Source organism: Liberiplasma polymorphum (assembly GCF_043951795.1).
Lineage (GTDB): Bacteria > Bacillota_I > Bacilli_A > Izemoplasmatales > Izemoplasmataceae > Liberiplasma > Liberiplasma polymorphum.
The window spans coordinates 24,556-45,842 of record NZ_JBIOAG010000001.1 but is presented as its reverse complement, the minus strand read 5'-3'; the positions used below and the strand labels follow the sequence as shown (position 1 = coordinate 45,842).

Sequence of the window (21,287 nt, the reverse complement as noted above, 5' to 3'; positions counted from 1 at the left end):
ATTTGATATAATAAAACAATAAAGGAAGTGTTTTTATGAACTTAAAAGATTATATTGCAAACGTACCTGATTTTCCTAAAAAAGGTATTCAATTTAAAGATATTACCCCACTCATTGCAAACGGCGAAGCATTTCGCTATGCAACTGAACTATTCGCAAACTTTGCAAAAGAAGTAAAAGCAGACGTTATTATCGGACCAGATGCTAGAGGATTTATATTTGGTGCACCGGTTGCGACACTGTTAGGCATTGGCTTTGTTCCCGTTAGAAAACCAGGAAAATTACCAAGAGAAACCTTAACAGAAAGTTACAGCCTAGAATATGGTGAGAATGCCTTATCCATTCATAAAGGTGATATTTTGCCAGGACAAAACGTTTTAATCGTTGATGACTTACTTGCAACTGGCGGAACGATTAATGCTACCATTAAACTCATTGAAAAAAGTGGCGCTAATGTTGCAGGCATTGCATTTTTAATTGAACTGTTAGATTTAAATGGTAAAGAACAGTTTAAAAACTATCAAATCAAATCATTATTACAATATTAACTACATGGAATATACTTAAAAATACATCATAAGGAGGCGTCGTTATGGATACAATCACCATTGAACTATTAATGGAAAACTTAAAAAAATATATCGATTTAGAAGACGATTTAAAGCGTATTCATGACGCGTATTTGTTTGCGCTTAAACATCATGAAGGCCAAAAAAGACAAAGCGGTGAGGCTTATATTAATCACCCTATAAGTGTTGCCTATATTTTAAGCGAATACCAAACTGATCCGATCACGATTATAGCCGGACTTCTTCATGATACGATTGAAGATACACCCGCTACATTTGTAGATGTTAAAAAAATATTCGGCGAAGAAGTTGCCCTACTTACTGAAGGTGTTACAAAATTAGGTCAATATAAATTTAAAGGCATAGAAACGGCTGAAGAAGAAAAACAACACATGCAAGCGAAAAACTATCAAAAAATGTTACTAGCTATGTCAAAAGACATTAGAGTCATTATCGTTAAACTTGCAGACAGACTACATAACGTTAGAACCCTAGCTAGTTTACCTGAAGAAAAACAAAAGCGTATCTCTAAAGAAACTTTAGATATTTATGCGCCACTTGCGCATAGACTCGGGATGTACTTACTAAAAGCTGAACTTGAAGATACAAGTTTTAAGTATTTAAATCCACCACAATATAGACTTATTGCGCAAATGATTAGTGATACAAGACAAAACCGCGAAGAAGACTTAAATCTTATGCGCACAAACTTAGAATATTTACTAAGTGAGAATAAATTTGAATATAATGTTAAAGGCCGTATTAAAAATATTTATTCTGTTTATAAAAAGATGCAATCTAGAAATAAAGATTTCGATGATATATTTGATTTATTGGCATTAAGAATCGTTGTTAAAAATATTGAAGCTTGTTATAGTGCAATCGGTGTTATCCATAGCAAATGGACACCAATTCCCAATCGTTTTAAAGACTATATTGCAATGCCTAAACCTAACCTTTACCAATCCCTGCATACTTCAGTCATCGCAAATGGTAAAGTGTATGAAATTCAAATTAGAACCAATGAAATGGACCGCATTGCTGAATACGGGGTTGCCGCACACTGGTCTTATAAAGATCGTGGTAGTGTCCCAATGACAGAAATGGTATCGAAAAAACTTAAATGGTATGGCGAACTCATCAAATTCACAGAAGAAAGTGAAAATGATGAGGATGTTTTAGATTTATTACGCGATGACATTTTGCATTCAAATGTTTATGTATTTACACCACAAGGTGATATCATCGATTTACCTAAAGGCTCAACACCGCTAGATTTCGCGTTCAGAATCCATACTGAGGTTGGGATTCGCACAGTTGGGGCAATTGTAAATGGGAAAATCGTTCCGCTTGAATATGAACTTCAAACCGGTGATATTGTAAACATGAAAACGAGTGCGAACAGTTTTGGACCCAATGATAACTGGTTAAAAATCGTGAAAACTTCTGCAGCCAAATCAAAAATCAAAAACTACTTAAATAAACAACGTCGTGATGTTTTAGTTGAAATGGGTAAAGAAGAATTTCAAAAAGAACTTGAAACTAGAAGAAAAGACGTTCACATTACAGATAAAATGTGTGCAGAATTATTCCAACATAAAGGGGTTAAAAATTTAGAAGACCTTTATTATGAAATAGGGAAAAATACTCTTACTGCCAATAATGCCATCAATGCGTTAATTGGTGAGGAAAAACAAAAAGATAAAGATTTAATCGAATCAATTAACCGTAAAGGTGCAACACAAATTAAAAACGATGTAAATATTATCATTGAAGGCTTAGATAATCCATCCATTAAACTTTCAAACTGTTGTACGCCGATTCCTGGTGATCATATCACAGGATACATTTCAAAAGGATCAGGCATTGCCATTCATAGAACTCGATGTAATAACTTGCAAAATTTACCTGAAGGGCGCTATATCGATGTTAATTGGGGCAATGACCTAAGTCTAATTTACAGTGTAAACTTAAAAATGCTAGTCCAAAATAGAGATAATATTTTAGCTGAAATTATTAACAAAGTTACCGCAAACGGTTCAAAAGTTATTCAAGTAGCCGCAAGTACAAATAAACGTGGTGAAGGGGTTATTAAATTAAAAGTGGGTGTGCATCATAAATCAGAACTTGAAAATGCCATTGTGAATCTTCAAAAGGTTCGTGATGTATTTAGTATTGAAAGGCTGATGAAATAATGAAAGTCCTTGTTCAAAGAGTAAAAGAAGCCACTTGCATTATAAATCAATCCCCATTTAGTCATATTGATAAAGGCTTATTGTTATTTGTAAGTTTTCACACAACTGATGAGGCTATACTTATTCCGCAAATGGCTAAAAAGATTGCGCACTTAAGAATCTTTGAAGATGAAGAAGGTAAAATGAACTTATCACTTAAAGATTTACAGTTGCAAGTGATGTCTATTTCTCAGTTCACACTTGAGGCTAGTACTAAAAAAGGGCATCGTCCATCTTTTACAGACGCACTTAATCCAACGCTTGCAACCATTTATTATGATCAATTTAATGAAGCATTAAGAAAAGAAGGGTTATTTGTTTCTACGGGGTCTTTTCAAGCACATATGGATATTTCACTCATTAATGATGGCCCAGTAACCATTTTGTTAGAACGAGGGATGAAAAATGATTAGGAAACTAACCAAAAACGATGAGGAAAGTGTACTGAATTTTTTATATGAAGAACCTGAAATCAATCTTTATATCATTGGAGATATAAAAAACTTTGGGTTTGATCAAGAAGATCAGTCCATTTATGCCGAATTTAAAGATGGCGATTATTATGCGGTGATGAGTAGAAATTTATCACATATCGTCTATTATGCTAAATCACCTGAATTTAATGATCAATGGCTTACTATATTTGAACAGTTTGATTATTTGTTCATTAGTGGTAAAGCGCCAATTATGAAAGCCATGGCACCTTATTTACCCCATTTAATGATGGATAAACTAGAATTTATGAAATCAACGACCTTTGTAAAAGATGCGTCTATTTCTTATGAAGGCATTAAAATACTCGAAACTGAAAAAGATGCTAAAGGCGTTTATACGCTTTTAAATGGTATAGAAGAATTAGAATCAGTACGTAAAAAAACAGAAGAAGAATTCGTTCAATTTCTATTAGATAATTCAAATGATAATGGCACAACTGTGTTCATAGAAGAAGATGATATTGTCATAGCAAGCGCTAGTGCTATTGGTGAAACACGTAAAACAGCGATGATTGTTGGGGTTGGAACCCATCCTGATTACCGTGAACGTGGTCTTGGTAAGACAGTATTGTATTATTTAGTAGACTTATACGTTAACAAAAAACATAAAACGTTATGTCTTTATTATGATGATCCTCGTGCTGGCGCACTCTATGAACAACTCGGTTTTGTTAAAATCGACGACTGGATTATGTTAATTCCTAAACATGATTAACCTACCCATTATTATTACAACACGCTTAATGTTGCGCCCATTAAGTAAAAAAGACGCTAAATCAATCTTTCGATATGCTCAACTTCCTAATGTTGGTCCAAGTGCTGGGTGGAATCCCCATCACACCATGCAAGACACTTATGAATTTATAGAGTATGCACTCAATAAACGTAAACTCAATCAACCAGGCGTATGGGTTATCGAAGAAAAAGCATCTAATGAAGTCATTGGAACGATCGAAATTCATTCATTTGAAGGGTATAAAGGTGAGATTGGCTTTGTCCTTCATCCTGATTATTGGAATAAAGGGTATATGACAGAAGCCTCTGAAGCCGTCATGGTTTATGCGTTTGAAGAACTATTGATGTCTCGCTTAGCTTATTGTCACTTTTTAGATAACTACGCCTCACGCAGAGTACGTGAAAAACTAGGGTTTAAAGTTGAAGGCATAAAACGTAGAGGCTTCAAACATGCTAATGGTAAGGTTCTTGATGAAATTGTATCGAGTTTCACTAAAGACGATTATTTTGAAGAAGAAACAAGGTTTAATACCGTTAAAGAAAAAATAACCATTATCAAGTAATAAATTATCCTTATTCATGCTTTTACAAATTGACACACCTGTTAAATGCATGTATAATTACTTTTGTAAACTTATGAGGAAACTGCGTGTATTTAAACGTTATAGAGAGTGGTGGAGGGTGTAATCACCATACGAGTTAAAACACTTGACATTTCCGAGGGCTTTTCTGAATTCATAGGAAAAGACGTTTCTCGCGTTAAGAGTTAAGGGCCGGTTGTAAAACCGGAACTAAGGTGGTACCGCGGAATTTATTCGCCCTTAGAGGTTTTCTAAGGGTGATTTTTTTTATAAAAAGGAGTGTTAATATGATTCAAAAAATGAAAGGCACCTACGATTTGTATGAAGATATGCCTTATATGCAAGAAATTGAAAAGAAAATTATGACTGTGAGCAAATTGTTTCAATATAATGAAATAAGAACACCCCACTTTGAATCAAGTGAGCTTTTTCATCGTGGTGTTGGTGAATCAACCGATATTGTAAGTAAAGAAACTTATGATTTTATAGATCGCGGCAATAGAAGTAATACATTAAGACCTGAAGGGACTGCTGGAATTGTCCGTGCTTATATTGAAAATAAACTTTATGCAGAACGTATTACGCCACATAAATTTTATTATTTAGGGTCAATGTTTCGTTATGAACGTCCTCAAAAGGGACGTTTCAGAGAATTTATTCAATTTGGGGCAGAAGCCTTTGGTAGTGACCGTCCTGAAATGGATGCAGAAATTATCGCTTATGCAGTTACATTACTTAAATCGCTTAAATTAAAGGGAATTACAGTTTATGTTAACTCTTTAGGCGATAAAGACAGTAAACCTGCTTACCATAAAGCATTAAAAGCGCATTTAAAAGATTCTGTAAAATCTCTTTGTGGTGACTGTCAAAAACGTTATGAAGATAATCCACTTCGTATTTTAGATTGTAAAGTTGATCAAGAACACGAAGCCATTAAAACTGCGCCTAAACCAATTGAATATTTAACCAAAGAAGACAAAGAACATTTTGATAAAGTTTGTCAGTATTTAGATGCCATGCAAATCAATTATGAAATCGATAGTAACTTAGTGCGTGGATTAGATTACTATACACATACAGTTTTTGAAATTAAAGTAAGTAAAGAACTCCTTGGAAACCAAAACACCATTTGTGGTGGTGGAAGATATAATCATTTAGTAGAAACACTAGATGGTCCACCTACACCTGCTGTTGGGTTTGGATTTGGCTTAGAACGTGTGATTGTTGCGATGAAAGCAGCCAATTTACTTAAAGTTGAACCCTATTTACACACTTACTTCCTTGTTTTAGGCGATGAAGCCCGCACTGAAGCTATGGCAATAATGCAACGCTTACGTTTAGGTGGCATTACATCTAATATGGATTATTTAAATAAAAGCATGAAAGCCCAGTTTAAACAATCAGATTATCAAAATGCACGTTTCATAGTTATCATAGGTGAAGAAGAAATAAAATCTGAAACAGTTAATTTAAAAGATACCTTAACAAAAGAAAGTTTAAGTATTCCAATTAATGATATTTATGTAACGATTGTAGATCGTTTAACAACTAAAACGACATGTGAAGATTGCGAACACAAAGGAGAGTAATAGGAATGGCAACCCATCATAATAATGAATTAACAATGAAGGATATAGGAAAAACAGTTACCTTAAAAGGTTTTGTGTCAAAAAGACGTGATTTAGGAAATTTAGTGTTTATTGACCTGCGTGACATGGAAGGCATTACGCAACTTGCTTTTGATAGTGAAAACGACTTAAAAAGCATTGCGGCCGCTTTAAAAAACGAATATGTTTTAGAAGTTAGTGGGGTTGTTCAAGAACGTTCAAGTAAAAATCCTCAACTAAAAACAGGGGATATTGAAGTGAATGTCACGAAAATCACTGTTTTAAATACTGCGAAACAGCCACCAATGATGATTCAAGATGATACAGATGCTTTAGAAGAAACCCGCTTAAAATATCGTTATTTAGATTTACGTCGTCCCATTTTGCAAAATATGATGAAATTACGTCATCAAATGATGCAAGCCGTTAGAGGATTTTTAAATAATGAAAATTTTATGGAGTTTGAAACCCCGATTTTAACCAAATCTACCCCAGAAGGTGCGCGTGATTACGTCGTTCCAAGCAGAATCCATAAAGGTGAATTTTATGCTTTGCCTCAGTCACCGCAAATTTTTAAACAATTATTGATGATTTCAGGCTTTGAAAAATATTATCAAATCGCAAAATGTTTTAGAGATGAAGATTTAAGAAGTGACCGCCAACCTGAATTTACTCAAATCGACATCGAAATGAGTTTTGTGAATCAAGAAGACGTTATCGATTTAAGTGAACGTATGATTAAACATGTTATGAAACACGTTAAAGGAATAGAACTACTTGAGCCTTTTAAACGCATTACCTTTCACGAGGCTATGAGCGATTATGGTTCTGACAAACCAGATACGCGTTTTGATATGAAATTGAAAGATTTAAATACTATTTTAGAACATACTGAATTTAATGTCTTTAAAACGATAATTGCGGATGGCGGTTCTATTCAAGCCATTAATGTTAAAGATGGTGCTAAAGATTTTTCACGTAAAGATATTGATAAACTAACTGAAGAAGCTAAAAAGTATGGCGCTAAAGGACTTAGTTTTATTAAGTTTCAAGAAGAAACGACTGGGTCTATTGTAAAATTCTTAAGCGAAGAAGAACTTTTAAAAATAAAACAAAAGACGATGGCGACTGAGGGTGATTTATTACTTATTGTTGCAAGTTCATTAAGTATTACCCGTAGTGCATTAGGTCACCTGCGTAAAGTTGTGGCTAAAAGACTTAATTTAATTGATCCAGATACTTATGATTTTACGTGGGTTGTTGATTGGCCAATGTTTGAGTATGATGAAGAAACTGCGCGTTATTACGCATTACATCATCCGTTTACACGTGTTCAAGATTGCTATAAATCAAGCTTAGCAGATGATCCAGATAATGCATTAGCCTATTGTTATGATTTAGTGGTTCAAGGACAAGAACTTGGTGGCGGATCCATGCGTATTCATGAAGAGATGATGCAAAAAACCGTATTTGATTTATTAAGCATCACCGAAAAAGAACAAGTTGCTAAGTTTGGCTTTTTAACTGAAGCTTTACAATATGGAACACCGCCTCATGGCGGAATTGCCTTTGGATTTGATCGTTTTGTAATGTTACTGGGTAAAACAGAAAATATTCGTGATGTTATTGCATTTCCTAAAACTAGTAGTGCGCAATGTTTACTAACGGATGCACCTAGTGTTATAAGTGAAGAACAGTATAAGGAACTAGCATTAAAAAAATAGGTTTATGGTATAATTATTGCATGAAATGGATGTGAGCAAATGAAAAAAGAATCTCGACTGTTAAGTGATCAAATGTTAAATAGAGCGCTTAAAATATTAGGTATTTTAATTTTAGCAACTTTATTAATTTATATGATGACATTATTCACCCCATTTTGGCGTTCAGTAGGGCTTGCCTTGCGTGCGGTGTTAATTCCTGTAGGATTAGCATGGTTAATTTCGTTAATTATATTTCCAATTGTTAGACTTATTGAAAAAAGAGGGATTGGTCCTCGCGCTTTAAGTGTGGCGATTGTGTATGTTTTTACTGCGGTAGTTTTATATGGATTGCTTAGTTTCTTGATTCCATTTGTAATGGATCAAATAAAGCAATTTTTTGCAACAGACTATCCATTACTTGCTGATTATTTTAGAACCCAGTTTCGTGAAGATTTTATCTTTGGAACAGAAATGTATGATTTCTTTGCAAGAGCGATTCAATCGAGTGATGCAATTAATAATGCCGTTGAAACGTTTTTTGCCTCCCTTACTACTGTAATTCCATCAACGATATTAGGGCTGATTACAGTTATAGCGATTTTACCGATTTTATTGCTCTTTTATTTATTAGATTACGAACGTGTTAACGACACATTAAAAGGATTAATTCCTAAAAAGTATTCACGAACTGCTGGTGATTTAGCAACCCGTTTAAATCATACGGTTGGGGCTTATATCCGTGGACAATTGTTTTTAATGTTTGCAATTGGTACGGTTGCAACGATTACGTATAAACTAATCGGGTTAGAATATTACTTTATTTTTGGTATCATTGTTGGATTAACCAACGTTATTCCTTATTTTGGGGCGTTAATTGCGATGATTCCTGCAGTAACATATGCCTTTATAACAAGAGACTTTGGACCGAATCCGTTTTTGGTTGTTGGCGTAAATATTATGATTCAGTTTATTGAAGGTAATATTTTCCAACCCATTATTATGGGGAAACAATTAGAGATTCATCCGATTATTATTATCATATCAATTTTATTCTTTGGTAGTTTATTTGGGGCACTTGGGGTTATATTTGCTAGTCCAATTGCAGCTACATTGCGTGTATTATATGAGTTCTTCAAGGAACGTCGGGAAATGAGTAAAGAACAAGTTTCCTTAGTTGGGCCTGAAAAAGGATCATGAGAAAGATTTATTCACATTATTTTGTTTCATGGATATTACTCCTTTATGCATTTGTTTGGAGTGTTCCGATATTTTACGCATTTTCTTATACCTTTGAACTCAATCAGTATTTAACCGCAACCATAAAAATGATAGTGAGTCTAATTATTGCTTTAACCATTGCCTTTATAGGCATTACTGTTTTAATTACCAAACGAAAAAAATACCGAAAAAAAGTGAATTCTGTTTACCGTAAAGAATATGCATCGCTTATGATATTAACCGGTTTTGGTATTTTAGGGGTTGCAGTAATGTTTTTAGAGTTTGGTGGCAATAAGGATTATTTGCTTCATTTATTAATTTTGTTATTTTTAGTTAATTATTTTATCGTATTAGAACTTGGTAGTCACATATTCAATGTTAAATTATTTCAAAATCGTTAGGTGAAAAAATGTTTTCCAAATCTATCCCATTATTTAAAGAAGCAGGTCTAAATAAATTAGCATCTTCAACGGTGCTAGTTTTTGGTTGTGGTGGGGTTGGTTCTTTTGCCATTGAAGCACTGGCTAGAAGCGGGATTGGCACTTTGATCATTGTCGATAAAGACCGCGTAGAAATTTCTAATATTAACCGCCAAATTGCAGCACTTCATTCTACTTTAGATCAATTAAAAGTAGACATTTTAGAAGCGAGAATAAAAGATATAAATCCAAATTGTACCGTTATCAAGTATCCTATGTTTTATACACTTGAAAACAAACACGTGATTTGGGATAACCACCAGGCAGATTTTGTTCTTGATGCCATTGATACGGTTACATTCAAATTAGATATTATTAGAGAATCCAAAGCTCGAAACATACGTTTTATCACCGTAGTTGGTCAAGGCAATAGAATGGCACCAGAGAAAGTAACCATAAAAGAACTGAAAGATACAAGTTATGACCCTCTTGCTAAAGTTATTCGTGTTAAACTACAAAAGGAAAGACTATTAAAAAACACACCCTGTGTGTGTTCAGAAGAAATACCTAGAAAATTTCCGCATCAAAGAAGACCCGCATCAAATGCTTTTGTTCCAGCAACGGCAGGTTTAACAGCCGCAGCTTATATTGTCAGAGAACTTATTAAGGAGTGAAATTATGAAAGAAATCGTACTTGCAGGTGGTTGTTTTTGGGGTGTCGAAGCCTATTTTAAATTAGTTAATGGTGTTGTTGATACACGTGTTGGTTATATTGATGGTAAAAAAGAAAACCCTACCTATGAAGAAGTTTGCTCGGGAAGTGGGCATGCTGAGGCTGTTTGGGTTCAATATGATGAAAACACCACATCCATTAAAAAACTATTAGATCATTATTTTAATATCGTAGACCCTACCATGTTTAATAGACAAGGGCCTGATATCGGGGTTCAATACCGCAGTGGTATCTATAATTATAACGAAGCTCAAAAAGAAGAAATTGATGCGTATATTGAATCGATTAAGTCTAATTATAATCGTCCCATTATTATTGCCTTTAAAACTGACTTACCTTTTTACTTAGCTGAAACTTACCATCAAGATTATCTTGATAAAAACAAAAATGGGTATTGTCACGTCAATTTATCAAGTGTTAAAAACGTAAAGTAGGTGAAACGATGAAACGCGAAAACTACATTAGTTGGGATGAATACTTCATGGGTGTTGCCCGTTTAAGCGCAATGCGAAGTAAAGATCCAAATACACAAGTCGGAGCATGTATTGTCAGTAATAAAAATAGAATTGTTGGAATTGGGTATAACGGATTTCCGATTGGAATTGACGATGATCTTTATCCTTGGGAAAACGAAGGGGAATTTTTAAATACAAAATATCCCTATGTTGTGCACGCAGAACCAAACGCAATATTAAATAGTACGGTAAGTCTTGATGAAGCAACATTGTATGTCACATTATTTCCATGTCATGAATGTGCTAAACTTATTATTCAAAGTGGTATAAAAGAAATCGTTTATACCGAAAATAAATATCAAGATGAAGATAGTGCCGTTGCTAGCATGCGCATGTTAAAAGACGCTGGGATTAAAATGCGTCATATGAAACACGTTAAGGTAAAGATTAATCATGATTAAACAACTTTGCAAATGGAAAAAATTTATTATTTTACTGGCGATTCCTTACTTTTTTTTCCTATTTATTTTTACTTACCGCATTGACTATTCACTTACAACACCAGGAGGCTTAACGCTTATTGAAGATCAAGTTGTTTTTGATAATCAGTTTGATAATCAAGGCAGTTTTTATACCATTTATGTGATGGCTATCGATAGACCAACATTTTTTCAATTTGGTTTAGCTTATTTTGATAAAACCATTGAAACGATGAAATTACCTGAATCGCAAAGAGGTATTTCAGATGAAGTAAACTGGCGAAGCGGTCAAATTGCGAAAGACAATGCATGGAATGCGGCTATCATATCTTCTTTTATTGCGCTTGGATATGAAGTAGAGTATGATATTCAAATGCAAGTCACCTTAATCTATGATTATATAAGTAATAAAGATTTAGATCTTGGCGATCAAATCATAGCAGTCAATGGTAATAGCAATATTTTTACAGAAATTAATGCAGTTTCTTGCAATGAAGCTGCAACATTTACTGTAATTACAGTGGATGGTGTTACGGTTGAATATGATATTATCAAACAAAATATAGATGGTAGTTGCCGTTTCGGATTAAGTGTTAGTCAGTATTATAACTTAACTTATGCTGAAATCCCTTATGAAATTAAACCGACATTTACCGGTGGCCCAAGCGGTGGCTTCATGCAGTTTTTACATATTTATAATGTCTTAACAGAAGAAGATATTACCCATGGGTATAAAATTGCCGGAACTGGAACTATTCGATTGGATGGAACCGTTGGACCGATTGGCGGTGTTACACAAAAAGTTATTACCGCACATTATGCTGGTGTTGATATTTTGTTTGTACCTAGATTAAATGATAATAATTATAATGATAACTATCAAGTTGCCCTTCGCGCAATGGAACTTATTGATACTGATATGAAGCTTGTTGGCGTAGAAACATGGCTTGATGCGATTAATTACTTAATAAATTTAGGAGGCGATCCAGATGAACTCTAGTAAGTTAGAGACTTTATTTAAGACGTTTAAATGGCACGAAATCCTAAGAAGTATTGTATTTAGTTTAATCGTAAGTTTTATTATTATATTACCGTTTTTATTATTTACGATAAATATTTTATTGCTATATATTCGCTTTGTTTACCCTGTATTACTATTATTAAGTATGATAATTAGTGTTTATTTTTCACTTGTGACATACATTACATTAAAAACATTGTCTAATTATAATGAATTAGTCTATATAAATACTTTAGATATCACCTTTAAATATGGTGTCCCAACAAGTGTTTTCATATTTGCCTTAAATGCCATATTCATTATTATTTTTACACCATATTTCATCTAGGAGTGATACCATGAAAAAAGATTACAAAATTGCAACACTGATCATGATTGGCTTAATTGCATTAGACCAACTCACCAAATGGATAATTGTATGGACCATTCCATATAATTTTAATAATCCGATGCAAACGCCGTCTTATGCAGTGATTCCAAACTTTATGTATATTACCCATCATCATAATGATGGGGCAGCTTGGGGCATGTTTAGTGGACAAATGGTGTTTTTAATTGCGATTACACTACTTGCTTTAAGTTTATTTGCTTATTTATTTAAAGATGTTGATTTAAAACAAAGAAAGTTTTATTCCTATGCAGTTATTTTACTCATTGCTGGCACGTTGGGTAATTTTATCGATCGCTTATTTTTAGGGTATGTCATCGATTTTATTGATGTTTATATTTTTACTTATAACTTCCCCATATTTAATGTTGCAGATTCTGCACTAACTATAGGGATGATTTTATTTGCGGTTGATGTACTAATATTAGAGCCAAAGAGGGTGAAAGAACGTGAAAAATAAAACGTATATTATAGAAGAGACTGACCATTTAAAACGTCTTGATAAAGTACTTGTTACTTTGGATGAGACGCTAACTAGAACACACATAAAAAACCTTATTGATGAAGGCTATATTTTAGTCAATGACCACGAAACAAAACCAAGTTACAAAGTAAAAACAGGTGATAAGGTTATAGTAAATATTAAAGTAGAAGAACCATTGAATCTTGAACCGGTTGCTTTAAATCTTGATTTTGTTTACGAAGATGATGATGTCATTGTTGTTAATAAACCGACAGGACTAGTAGTGCATCCTGCTGCGACTGTTCAGGATGCAACGCTTGTACATGGCTTGCTTTCACAAGCTAAAAATTTAGAAACTGATGATTCTTTTAGACCTGGAATTGTTCACCGTATTGATAAAGACACGAGCGGACTATTAGTTGTTGCAAAACATAAAGAAGCATTAGTTTTTATTCAAAAAGAGTTAAAAGCTCGCAAAACTGAACGTGAATACGTCGCTTTAGTTGAGGGTGTTATCCAACATAATAAAGGAAAAATTGATGCACCCATTGGTCGTGACCCTAAAAACCGTCAAAATATGACTATTCACGCAAAAGGAAGAGCAAGTGTTACGTATTTTAATGTGTTAGAACGTTTTGAAAACCACACACTTATTGCTTGTCAATTAGAAAGCGGTAGGACCCATCAAATTAGAGTGCACTTAAAATATATCAACCATCCAATTGTTGGAGATCCTAAATATGGCCACAAAAAAACAGATATCCGTTATGGACAATATCTCCATGCAAAATCACTTGGATTTACGCACCCTAAAACAAAAGAATTTATGCGTTTTGAGTCGGATTTACCTGAATATTTTCTTGAGAAGTTAAACGAACTTAGAAACGAGTGATACTGTGCCTGATATTTATATGCATAACCGTTTTGCAAAAGACCTGTTAAAAAATCTAAAAACGCCTTTAAATAATGACTTAGTGCGCATTGGTTCACAAGGACCAGATCCTTATTACTATCTTGTTTTTTCAAACCAGAAAAACCATGCGCGTCATATTGGTGACCGATTACACGATACGAATGTTCAAACCTTGTTAGTCACCATGACAAACTATGTAAAAAAACATTATTCAAAAGACCTTTACAGCTACTATGTAGGGTTTTTAATGCATTTTGCATTAGATGCAAATGTTCATCCTTATGTTTATCATCATGTTGGGATCTATGATGAAAATAATCCTTCAAATCAAGATAATAAAGGCCTTCATTTAAGATTTGAACGTAGTATTGACACGATGTTGATTCAAGAAGATACAAAACGCTGTGCTTACTACTATAAAATCACCGAAGCATTACCGCTTAAAAAATTACCGAAAATCATCAGTGATTTTTATGAGTATTCAGTTTCTGAAGCGCTTAATATTTATGATGCAGGTGAACTCTTTTTACGTTCTTATAAAAAGATGCGCTTTGTATTAAAAAGATTTGTTTATGACCGAACAGGCGTTAAATATAAACTACTTAATTTCTTAGATCGAAAAAAACCAGCTGATGATTTATTTTATAAAGATTTGAGTTTTAGAAATAGAGATCTTAGCTATGATTTTTTAAACCGTGATCATCAAACGTGGTATCACCCAGTAACCAAACAACCCTCTAAAAAAAGTGTTGATGATTTATATGCTGATGCTTTATTTGATGCTGAGCGCTTTATTAAACAAACAGCGCTTTACATTTTTGAAGAACAACCCATTGATTTTAACCATTTATTTAAGAACCGTTCATTTAATTCAGGCGTTTCTTGTGATGATGAAAGACCAATGCAATTTTTTCAAATTTATACTGAAAAATGACCAATTTTCACCTTATAATGATTATAAAGAGCCGTTAATGTAGACGGCTCTTTTATTTCAAATATCACAGGATTTGTCAAGACTAGTAGAATAAAAAAACTGGTGTACAATGAAAGTATCAAAGAAGAAGGGAGACTCTTATTGTGGAAGACTATCGAATCTATCGTGATATTTTGTGTATTGATTTAAAAAGCTTCTTTGCCTCTGTTGAGTGCGCTTTAAGAGGCTTAGATCCTTTCAAAACCCCATTGATTGTTGCAGATGCAGGCCGTGGTGGAGGCAGTATTGTCTTAGCCGTTACGCCTTATTTAAAAGCCAAAGGCATGCCTAGTAGATGTCGTTTATTTGAAATACCTAATAAAGAATCTCTCATCATCGCCAAACCGAGGATGAAAGAATATTTACGTTTTTCTAGAGCAATCATAGAAATATTTTTAGACTATGTTTCTTATGAAGATATGCATATTTATAGTATTGATGAAACGTTTTTAGATGTTACTAATTATTTAAAATATCATAAGAAAACCGTTCATGAACTTGCAGAAACTATTTTAAACGATGTTTTAAAGAAAACAAAAATCCCTGCGACATGTGGAATCGGCGATAATTTACTTTTAAGTAAACTTGCCCTAGATTTATATAGCAAAAAATCTCCCACCTTTATTGCTGAAATTCGTTATGACAATGTAGAAGAAATGCTTTGGCCGATTAAACCATTATCTAATATGTGGGGCATTGGTTCACGCATGGAAAAAAGATTAAATCAATTAAATATTTATTCAATTAAAGATTTAGCGCATGCAGATTTAAAACATTTAAAACGTCTGTTTGGCGTTATCGGAGAAGAACTCTATTATCATGCCCATGGGATTGATATGTCTATCATTAGTGATAAATCAGGTTATAAGCCCCATATGAAAAGTGTTGGATTAGGTCAAACCTTGTTTAGTGATTATAATGGCCAACAAATCATTCAAGTACTTTTAGAGATGACCGATGAAGTCGCAGAAAAACTTCGTTTTGTTAGAAAACGTGCCAAAACGGTTCATTTAGGAATAGGATATAGTAAAACACACGGCGGTGGTTTTTCTAGACAAATCTCTTTAGAAGAAGCCAGCGATGACCCTGATGAATTATTTCATTTTGTCTTAACACTATTTTTAAAACATTACGAAGATTTACCTATAAGAAGCGTGTTTATTCGTGCCACTCAATTAAACGAAGCTCAAAACACTTTACAGGTTTCGTTTTTTGAAGAAGTGTTAAGAAAAGAAAAACGCCTGAAATTATGGCAAACCATTGATCAAGTCCGTGCGCGTTTTGGTAAAACAAGTCTCACGCGATTATCCTCTCGATTAGAATCAGGCACCATGATTCATCGCAGTGATTTAATTGGAGGTCATCATGGGTAATTTATATATGGACCGAAAAATGTTGAAATGGTTACCGTTTCAATCCTTACCTGAACAAGGTGATGAAATAAGTAGTCTTTTAAATGGTAGAGCAGTTGAGGTTAAACCCGAATTGTCAGAAGATCAATATATGCTCATGCAATACCGATTTGAAGAAGCGTTTATCAATAAAGAATTCGTTACAATTTCTTATTTTAAAAATGGTAAAAAGCACACTTTAAATGGCGTGATTATTGGTGCTGATATTCAACAAAAAATCATCATGCTTAATACGGGCAATTTATTTATTGAAGACATTATTGCGATGACTTAGTTTAGTAGGGATTAACTTTCTTGTTTAGTCGTTAGAGACTGCTGATAATCATAAAAAAAGTTCATTTCTTCAAACAGAAATGAACTTTTAGTTTAGTATTCAATCATTACTTCGTCTAAAAAGGCGTAAATAATCGATAATGGAATTGCAAAGTTTCTTACATCACTATCTTGAGCACTCCAAGTGTTGATACCGACTAAATTGCCATTGATATCTACAAGTGCGCCACCACTATTACCCGAATGGATAATTGCACTATGGTATATAACTGGGTAAGTTACATTCGCAATCGTACGCATATCAATATATTCTCCAAAAGTAACCATATGTCTAACGCCTTTTGGATTACCAACGGCGAGTAAAAACTCACCAGATGCTAAGTTTATATCTTTTCTAGCATGGATATCAAGAATATTAAACGCTGTACTTGTACTTTCAAATGAAATTAAAGCTAAATCGTTATCTTTATCATAAGCGACTAATGTTGCTTCATAAACTTCATTACTTAAAGGACTAACACGGATATCAATTTTTATGATATCATAATCAAAAAATAAAACATGATAATTTGTTAACGCATAAAAAGTATTGCCATCTTGATAAAAGATAAATGCAGAACCAGTAGAAGTTCCTACTTTGGTAGTGGAGTTTCCAATGCCTTTTTTATATTGATCAACTTCTACAAATAAATTTGCATATCTAATCGCATCACGGGTTTCAATAAGTTTATCAAAAACACCTTCATCAATATAAACAATTTTTTCTTCATAGACGATGACTTCTTCATAAACGATTTTCTCTTCATAAACAATAACTTCTTCGTATATAATTATTTCTTCATAAATTATTTTTTCTTCGATAATAATTTCATTTTCACACTCTAAATTACAAGTATCATTTTCATCAGTATCATCATTATTTATGATTTCTTGTGTTGGGTTTTGAACCCAGGATAAAAAGTTATCAACTTCTTGACAACCAGATAAAATAAAAACGGTAACCATTAATAAGCCAATACTCAGTATTTTTTTCATCGTATACACCTCAGTTTTATAACAAATAAAAGCCTATTTTTATTGGGATTAATCTATTTATTTAAAATTAATGCTATAATTAGATTACATTTTAAATTAGTAGGTGAGTTTATGGATCAGAATAATTATTTAAATGCTGGATATATGTTATCCTTGGCAAGTTTAGGAATGTTTCTTTTATCAGTTATAACAAACATATTTTTACCTGAATCTGCAACCATTACTGGGTTTCAGTTATTTGTATTGCCTATGGCAATTATCGCTTTATTATTAGCACTAGCCGCTAGAAAAGATCCACATCTTTATGATAATGAAAAAAAGCGATTAAAGCAGACAATCATTATAAGCATACTAATGATTATACTGCCTATTCTCGCTTTGTCTATCGCTATTTTTATTCTACCTTTGTTTAATTAAGTATGGCTGGCCATACTTTTTTTATAGTTTAACATCCTCATACTCTTTATAACGCTCAAATGCCGTTACTACATAAGAACATGTAGGTCTTATTTTCAAGTTGTTTTCTCTGGCATAGTCTGCTAAACGGTCTAATAATTTTTTAGCGATTTGTTGACCACGGAGTGATGGGTCAACAAATGTTGAATTGGCTATGATCACTTTGTCGCTTTCAACTTTATAGTGAATACGTGCAACAGCCTCTGTTTCACTTTCTCCAATATAAAACATTTTATCTCCAGATTTAATTTCATTCATTATAATTCACCTAACATATATTATACTAAATGCAATCGTTATTTATAAAGTTATAAGCATTATTATAAATTTATTCATACAGATTGACTGATTTTAATTATGTTGTTATTATAGATTTGTAATCATTACACTATTGATTTAAAGGAGTGATTAAATGCAAACAGCAGAACTGTTAATGCAACTCGATATCAAACCATCTTACACACGTATGATGATATTTGAATATCTTAAGGATAATATGACTCATCCAACAGTTGATGAAATTTATCAATCTCTTGTTCAAGAACTACCGACTTTATCTAAAACAACGGTATATAATACCTTGAAATTATTTATGGAAAAACATTTAGTTCAAGAACTTGTCATGGAACAACAAAAGCATTATGATCTAATAAGTACACCTCATGCGCATTTCCAATGTGAACGTTGTGATACGATTTTCGATATCGATATGGTTCCACCATATATCGATAAAAAGTATCAAAGTCAGTTTAAAGTTAGTGACACACAACTAACCTATCGTGGAATATGCGAAAAATGTCAAAAAACAGCTTAGTTTTTAATGAATCTTCTCTCGGATTTTTAAAAAGAGATTTCTTTTAAGAAGTCTCTTTTTTCGTGGTTAAAACGTTTAAAATATGCTAAAATAGTTCTAGTAAATGGAAAGTTGGGATAATATGAAACTTGTTTTTAAACAAGCATTTATGAGTTACAAAATGTTATTTAATTTTAAAGATTATAAAAATGGTGAGATAGTATTAAAATTATTACTTTTAATACTTGTATTTCCAATTTTCACCATTGTATTTATATTTACTTGGGTTTGTTACATCATTGAACGTATACTGTCACCAATATATAAATATTTTTTAACCTTTCATATGAAAATGATTCATAAAAGAGCACATGCCACAGACTGGATTAAACGCCTTAACTCTTTACTAACACTCATTTTTACACTTTTACTATTACCATTTGTTTCGTTTTATTACATGGCTATGTTAATTAAGATTTTGCTTAAAAATTTATTACGTGGCTTAATTATAAAATTAGATTTTTCAATCCAATTCTCAATAAGCGACCTCAAAATATTTGATGATTCTGTTATTAATAAAGCATCAATGGAGTTTATGTTTAAAGATGCATCACAAACAGAAGCAATTGGAAAACTCCTTGAAAATTTCATTAACAATTCCCCAGAATTTTTAGAAGATGAAGAATCCGTGTCAACGCCTCCAAAAAATAATAAAAGAAAATTATAAGTGGTCTAGTAATAGATCACTTTATTATTTAGAATGCTTAGTTATATAGTTTTTTAAAGGTCGTTATGTTAAAATGGAACTGTAATTATTTAACCAAGGAAGGTATCCTATATGATTAAACAATATAAAGAATTTTTTCTTTCACAAGATCTTATAGATGTGACACCTTATGCACAAAGCATTATTGACGATGATGTAGAGGGGTTTGTACGAACTTTTGAACCATTTAAAGATACTGAAGTTATGATAGATCCAATAGAAATATGTGCGGCGTATAATAGCGAAGCCATATTTAACTATTTGATTCATGCGTATGATTATTCTGAATTTTTTAACCCTTTCAGATTATCTCTTCCAGTCATATTAATTATTTTTGAACGCGAAAATTTGTTGTTTGATGCTTTAGAACACATTCCTTTTAATCAACAACAGTTTTTAATTATGTATGAATATATGCTTCAAACAAAAGAAGCAGACTATTTTATTCAATTTTATAAAGCGTATGATTTAGAAGCAAAATACCGTGTAGATTTACTAAAATCATCTTTAGAAAGCCCAATCGCATTTGAATATTTAATCAAACAAAAAGGCTTTAAAAAGCACTTAAAACATGAAGATGTCATCTACGAAATAATTTGTTATCATCAAGAATTTTTGCATTATATAGAACAAATCGAAGATCTCTCAAAAGATTTTGATATAGAAGACTTTGTCCCTATATTTAAAATAGATGATCAAGATGATTTTAATCAAGCATTAACATTTATAATTTCTAGACATCTAGATATGAATGCACACAATGAGTTTGGATTAACCTTTTTCCATGAGGGCTTACGTCACGCCGTTAAACCTAGTTACTTATACACATTATTTGAAAAAGGGGCTAATCCATTTTTTAAAACCTCTAGAGGTTATTGTTCAAGTCATCAATTATTATTTAGAGATTCAGAATTTACCCTTGAACTATCACGAATTGTTGATTTTGATGCCCAGGACTTATTCGGTTTATCTTTAAAAGACTATGACGCACTACAAAGAAAATCTCAATTACAACTGCTTGATATTTTACTCGTTGCTAAGTGTGTTTTAAATATGGATGAGTCTGCTATCTATGAACTAGATCATGCAGAATTTTATGATCTATCCAGTATTCACGGTGTTGATCCTTTTATAAATGCCTATGCAGTATTAACGTTTGAAAATACCATGATTAAAGATCGTTTTAGTGAACAATTTAATAACCAATTTCAACTTGAAGATATTGAAATTTTAAAGCATTCTTTACAAGAATCCTTTATCTATGATGAAGATAATTCAGTTGAACTCATGGATGATTTATTACTAATAGAACCAAATGAGTTTGATCAAATAAGTGAATTTGCTAAACTCTATAATACGACCATTAAAGTTCAAACTGATCACGTAGAACTTAATAAAATGGCCCACATTGAGATAATATTCTCAAATGATGGAACCATTTCAAGAAGTGCGATTGTTCATACGAACTATATTGATGTTTATTACATTCATAAATATTACCAAGTTCCACTAGAAAATATCACCTATCAACCCAAAGTCTCAAAACATCAACGATTTTTAAATTAAA

General features: G+C 32.6%; 25 protein-coding genes and 1 other annotated feature. Of the genes, 23 read left to right on the top strand and 2 right to left on the bottom strand.

What is annotated here, in order from left to right; all coding sequences use genetic code 11:
- The first annotated feature begins 35 nt into the window (after nt 1-35).
- From ACHAJD_RS00245 to ACHAJD_RS00155, 19 genes are all read left to right on the top strand, one after another.
- The gene (locus tag ACHAJD_RS00245) at nt 36-548 is read left to right on the top strand and encodes an adenine phosphoribosyltransferase (RefSeq protein WP_435583834.1); all 513 of its coding nucleotides are present in this window, start codon (nt 36-38) and stop codon (nt 546-548) included.
- A gap of 44 nt (nt 549-592) precedes the next feature.
- Nucleotides 593-2,764: a RelA/SpoT family protein gene (locus ACHAJD_RS00240; protein ID WP_435583833.1), complete on the top strand. Its 2,172-nt coding sequence runs from the start codon at nt 593-595 to the stop codon at nt 2,762-2,764.
- The gene (dtd, locus tag ACHAJD_RS00235; RefSeq protein ID WP_435583832.1) at nt 2,764-3,216 is read left to right on the top strand and encodes a D-aminoacyl-tRNA deacylase; all 453 of its coding nucleotides are present in this window, start codon (nt 2,764-2,766) and stop codon (nt 3,214-3,216) included. Before ACHAJD_RS00240 ends, dtd begins: the two co-directional genes overlap by 1 nt.
- On the top strand, nt 3,209-4,012 hold the full coding sequence (locus ACHAJD_RS00230; RefSeq protein ID WP_435583831.1) for a GNAT family N-acetyltransferase: 804 nt from the start codon (nt 3,209-3,211) through the stop codon (nt 4,010-4,012). The genes dtd and ACHAJD_RS00230 overlap by 8 nt, the downstream gene beginning before the upstream one ends.
- Nucleotides 4,005-4,595, top strand: a complete 591-nt coding sequence (locus ACHAJD_RS00225) for a GNAT family N-acetyltransferase (RefSeq protein WP_435583830.1) — start codon at nt 4,005-4,007, stop codon at nt 4,593-4,595. The genes ACHAJD_RS00230 and ACHAJD_RS00225 overlap by 8 nt, the downstream gene beginning before the upstream one ends.
- 64 nt (nt 4,596-4,659) lie before the next feature.
- Nucleotides 4,660-4,858, top strand: a binding site (T-box leader).
- A 42-nt stretch (nt 4,859-4,900) separates the two neighbouring features.
- Nucleotides 4,901-6,202, top strand: a complete 1,302-nt coding sequence (gene hisS / locus ACHAJD_RS00220; RefSeq protein WP_435583829.1) for a histidine--tRNA ligase — start codon at nt 4,901-4,903, stop codon at nt 6,200-6,202.
- A gap of 5 nt (nt 6,203-6,207) precedes the next feature.
- Complete coding sequence (gene aspS / locus ACHAJD_RS00215) at nt 6,208-7,944, top strand: aspartate--tRNA ligase (protein WP_435583828.1); 1,737 nt, start codon at nt 6,208-6,210, stop codon at nt 7,942-7,944.
- A gap of 39 nt (nt 7,945-7,983) precedes the next feature.
- A complete protein-coding gene (locus ACHAJD_RS00210) occupies nt 7,984-9,120 on the top strand; it encodes an AI-2E family transporter (protein ID WP_435583827.1) in 1,137 nt (378 codons plus the stop codon).
- Complete coding sequence (locus ACHAJD_RS00205; protein ID WP_435583826.1) at nt 9,117-9,542, top strand: hypothetical protein; 426 nt, start codon at nt 9,117-9,119, stop codon at nt 9,540-9,542. Before ACHAJD_RS00210 ends, ACHAJD_RS00205 begins: the two co-directional genes overlap by 4 nt.
- Before the next feature lie 8 nt (nt 9,543-9,550).
- On the top strand, nt 9,551-10,234 hold the full coding sequence (locus ACHAJD_RS00200) for a tRNA threonylcarbamoyladenosine dehydratase (RefSeq protein WP_435583825.1): 684 nt from the start codon (nt 9,551-9,553) through the stop codon (nt 10,232-10,234).
- A 4-nt stretch (nt 10,235-10,238) separates the two neighbouring features.
- A complete protein-coding gene (gene msrA, locus ACHAJD_RS00195) occupies nt 10,239-10,727 on the top strand; it encodes a peptide-methionine (S)-S-oxide reductase MsrA (protein ID WP_435583824.1) in 489 nt (162 codons plus the stop codon).
- An 8-nt stretch (nt 10,728-10,735) separates the two neighbouring features.
- Entirely contained in the window at nt 10,736-11,209 is a 474-nt protein-coding gene (locus ACHAJD_RS00190) for a deoxycytidylate deaminase (RefSeq protein ID WP_435583823.1), read from the top strand.
- Nucleotides 11,202-12,227 (top strand): S16 family serine protease, encoded by a 1,026-nt coding sequence (locus ACHAJD_RS00185; protein WP_435583822.1) that lies wholly within the window; start codon nt 11,202-11,204, stop codon nt 12,225-12,227. The genes ACHAJD_RS00190 and ACHAJD_RS00185 overlap by 8 nt, the downstream gene beginning before the upstream one ends.
- On the top strand, nt 12,217-12,576 hold the full coding sequence (locus ACHAJD_RS00180; RefSeq protein WP_435583821.1) for a hypothetical protein: 360 nt from the start codon (nt 12,217-12,219) through the stop codon (nt 12,574-12,576). Before ACHAJD_RS00185 ends, ACHAJD_RS00180 begins: the two co-directional genes overlap by 11 nt.
- Nucleotides 12,577-12,586: 10 nt before the next feature.
- A complete protein-coding gene (lspA, locus tag ACHAJD_RS00175; RefSeq protein WP_435583820.1) occupies nt 12,587-13,096 on the top strand; it encodes a signal peptidase II in 510 nt (169 codons plus the stop codon).
- Nucleotides 13,086-13,991, top strand: a complete 906-nt coding sequence (locus tag ACHAJD_RS00170; protein WP_435583819.1) for an RluA family pseudouridine synthase — start codon at nt 13,086-13,088, stop codon at nt 13,989-13,991. Before lspA ends, ACHAJD_RS00170 begins: the two co-directional genes overlap by 11 nt.
- Before the next feature lie 4 nt (nt 13,992-13,995).
- Entirely contained in the window at nt 13,996-14,946 is a 951-nt protein-coding gene (locus tag ACHAJD_RS00165; RefSeq protein WP_435583818.1) for a zinc dependent phospholipase C family protein, read from the top strand.
- A gap of 143 nt (nt 14,947-15,089) precedes the next feature.
- Nucleotides 15,090-16,358 (top strand): Y-family DNA polymerase, encoded by a 1,269-nt coding sequence (locus ACHAJD_RS00160; protein WP_435583817.1) that lies wholly within the window; start codon nt 15,090-15,092, stop codon nt 16,356-16,358.
- Complete coding sequence (locus ACHAJD_RS00155; protein ID WP_435583816.1) at nt 16,351-16,671, top strand: YolD-like family protein; 321 nt, start codon at nt 16,351-16,353, stop codon at nt 16,669-16,671. Before ACHAJD_RS00160 ends, ACHAJD_RS00155 begins: the two co-directional genes overlap by 8 nt.
- Nucleotides 16,672-16,763: 92 nt before the next feature.
- Here ACHAJD_RS00155 and ACHAJD_RS00150 read toward each other — a convergent pair whose 3' ends face one another.
- Nucleotides 16,764-17,705: a S1C family serine protease gene (locus ACHAJD_RS00150; protein ID WP_435583815.1), complete on the bottom strand. Its 942-nt coding sequence runs from the start codon at nt 17,703-17,705 to the stop codon at nt 16,764-16,766.
- Nucleotides 17,706-17,816: 111 nt separating this feature from the next.
- On the opposite strand from ACHAJD_RS00150, the gene ACHAJD_RS00145 reads away from it, so the two are divergent.
- On the top strand, nt 17,817-18,122 hold the full coding sequence (locus tag ACHAJD_RS00145; RefSeq protein WP_435583814.1) for a hypothetical protein: 306 nt from the start codon (nt 17,817-17,819) through the stop codon (nt 18,120-18,122).
- Nucleotides 18,123-18,143: 21 nt separating this feature from the next.
- Here the strand turns inward: ACHAJD_RS00145 and ACHAJD_RS00140 are convergent, their stop codons facing one another.
- Nucleotides 18,144-18,419, bottom strand: a complete 276-nt coding sequence (locus ACHAJD_RS00140; RefSeq protein ID WP_435583813.1) for a GNAT family N-acetyltransferase — start codon at nt 18,417-18,419, stop codon at nt 18,144-18,146.
- A 154-nt stretch (nt 18,420-18,573) separates the two neighbouring features.
- On the opposite strand from ACHAJD_RS00140, the gene ACHAJD_RS00135 reads away from it, so the two are divergent.
- The 3 genes from ACHAJD_RS00135 to ACHAJD_RS00125 all read left to right on the top strand — a co-directional run bounded on the left by ACHAJD_RS00135 (nt 18,574) and on the right by ACHAJD_RS00125 (nt 21,286).
- Nucleotides 18,574-18,975, top strand: coding sequence for a Fur family transcriptional regulator (locus tag ACHAJD_RS00135; protein ID WP_435583812.1), 402 nt, complete (start codon nt 18,574-18,576; stop codon nt 18,973-18,975).
- Nucleotides 18,976-19,096: 121 nt separating this feature from the next.
- The gene (locus ACHAJD_RS00130) at nt 19,097-19,681 is read left to right on the top strand and encodes a hypothetical protein (protein WP_435583811.1); all 585 of its coding nucleotides are present in this window, start codon (nt 19,097-19,099) and stop codon (nt 19,679-19,681) included.
- A 111-nt stretch (nt 19,682-19,792) separates the two neighbouring features.
- The gene (locus ACHAJD_RS00125; RefSeq protein WP_435583810.1) at nt 19,793-21,286 is read left to right on the top strand and encodes a hypothetical protein; all 1,494 of its coding nucleotides are present in this window, start codon (nt 19,793-19,795) and stop codon (nt 21,284-21,286) included.
- Nucleotide 21,287 lies beyond the last annotated feature (1 nt).

Coding starts and splice junctions, on each gene's coding strand:
- ACHAJD_RS00245 (WP_435583834.1), top strand. CDS start 36: ATGAACTTAAAAGATTATATTGCAAACGTACCTGATTTTCCTAAAAAA.
- ACHAJD_RS00240 (WP_435583833.1), top strand. CDS start 593: ATGGATACAATCACCATTGAACTATTAATGGAAAACTTAAAAAAATAT.
- dtd (WP_435583832.1), top strand. CDS start 2,764: ATGAAAGTCCTTGTTCAAAGAGTAAAAGAAGCCACTTGCATTATAAAT.
- ACHAJD_RS00230 (WP_435583831.1), top strand. CDS start 3,209: ATGATTAGGAAACTAACCAAAAACGATGAGGAAAGTGTACTGAATTTT.
- ACHAJD_RS00225 (WP_435583830.1), top strand. CDS start 4,005: ATGATTAACCTACCCATTATTATTACAACACGCTTAATGTTGCGCCCA.
- hisS (WP_435583829.1), top strand. CDS start 4,901: ATGATTCAAAAAATGAAAGGCACCTACGATTTGTATGAAGATATGCCT.
- aspS (WP_435583828.1), top strand. CDS start 6,208: ATGGCAACCCATCATAATAATGAATTAACAATGAAGGATATAGGAAAA.
- ACHAJD_RS00210 (WP_435583827.1), top strand. CDS start 7,984: ATGAAAAAAGAATCTCGACTGTTAAGTGATCAAATGTTAAATAGAGCG.
- ACHAJD_RS00205 (WP_435583826.1), top strand. CDS start 9,117: ATGAGAAAGATTTATTCACATTATTTTGTTTCATGGATATTACTCCTT.
- ACHAJD_RS00200 (WP_435583825.1), top strand. CDS start 9,551: ATGTTTTCCAAATCTATCCCATTATTTAAAGAAGCAGGTCTAAATAAA.
- msrA (WP_435583824.1), top strand. CDS start 10,239: ATGAAAGAAATCGTACTTGCAGGTGGTTGTTTTTGGGGTGTCGAAGCC.
- ACHAJD_RS00190 (WP_435583823.1), top strand. CDS start 10,736: ATGAAACGCGAAAACTACATTAGTTGGGATGAATACTTCATGGGTGTT.
- ACHAJD_RS00185 (WP_435583822.1), top strand. CDS start 11,202: ATGATTAAACAACTTTGCAAATGGAAAAAATTTATTATTTTACTGGCG.
- ACHAJD_RS00180 (WP_435583821.1), top strand. CDS start 12,217: ATGAACTCTAGTAAGTTAGAGACTTTATTTAAGACGTTTAAATGGCAC.
- lspA (WP_435583820.1), top strand. CDS start 12,587: ATGAAAAAAGATTACAAAATTGCAACACTGATCATGATTGGCTTAATT.
- ACHAJD_RS00155 (WP_435583816.1), top strand. CDS start 16,351: ATGGGTAATTTATATATGGACCGAAAAATGTTGAAATGGTTACCGTTT.
- ACHAJD_RS00150 (WP_435583815.1), bottom strand. CDS start 17,705: ATGAAAAAAATACTGAGTATTGGCTTATTAATGGTTACCGTTTTTATT.
- ACHAJD_RS00145 (WP_435583814.1), top strand. CDS start 17,817: ATGGATCAGAATAATTATTTAAATGCTGGATATATGTTATCCTTGGCA.
- ACHAJD_RS00140 (WP_435583813.1), bottom strand. CDS start 18,419: ATGAATGAAATTAAATCTGGAGATAAAATGTTTTATATTGGAGAAAGT.
- ACHAJD_RS00135 (WP_435583812.1), top strand. CDS start 18,574: ATGCAAACAGCAGAACTGTTAATGCAACTCGATATCAAACCATCTTAC.
- ACHAJD_RS00130 (WP_435583811.1), top strand. CDS start 19,097: ATGAAACTTGTTTTTAAACAAGCATTTATGAGTTACAAAATGTTATTT.
- ACHAJD_RS00125 (WP_435583810.1), top strand. CDS start 19,793: ATGATTAAACAATATAAAGAATTTTTTCTTTCACAAGATCTTATAGAT.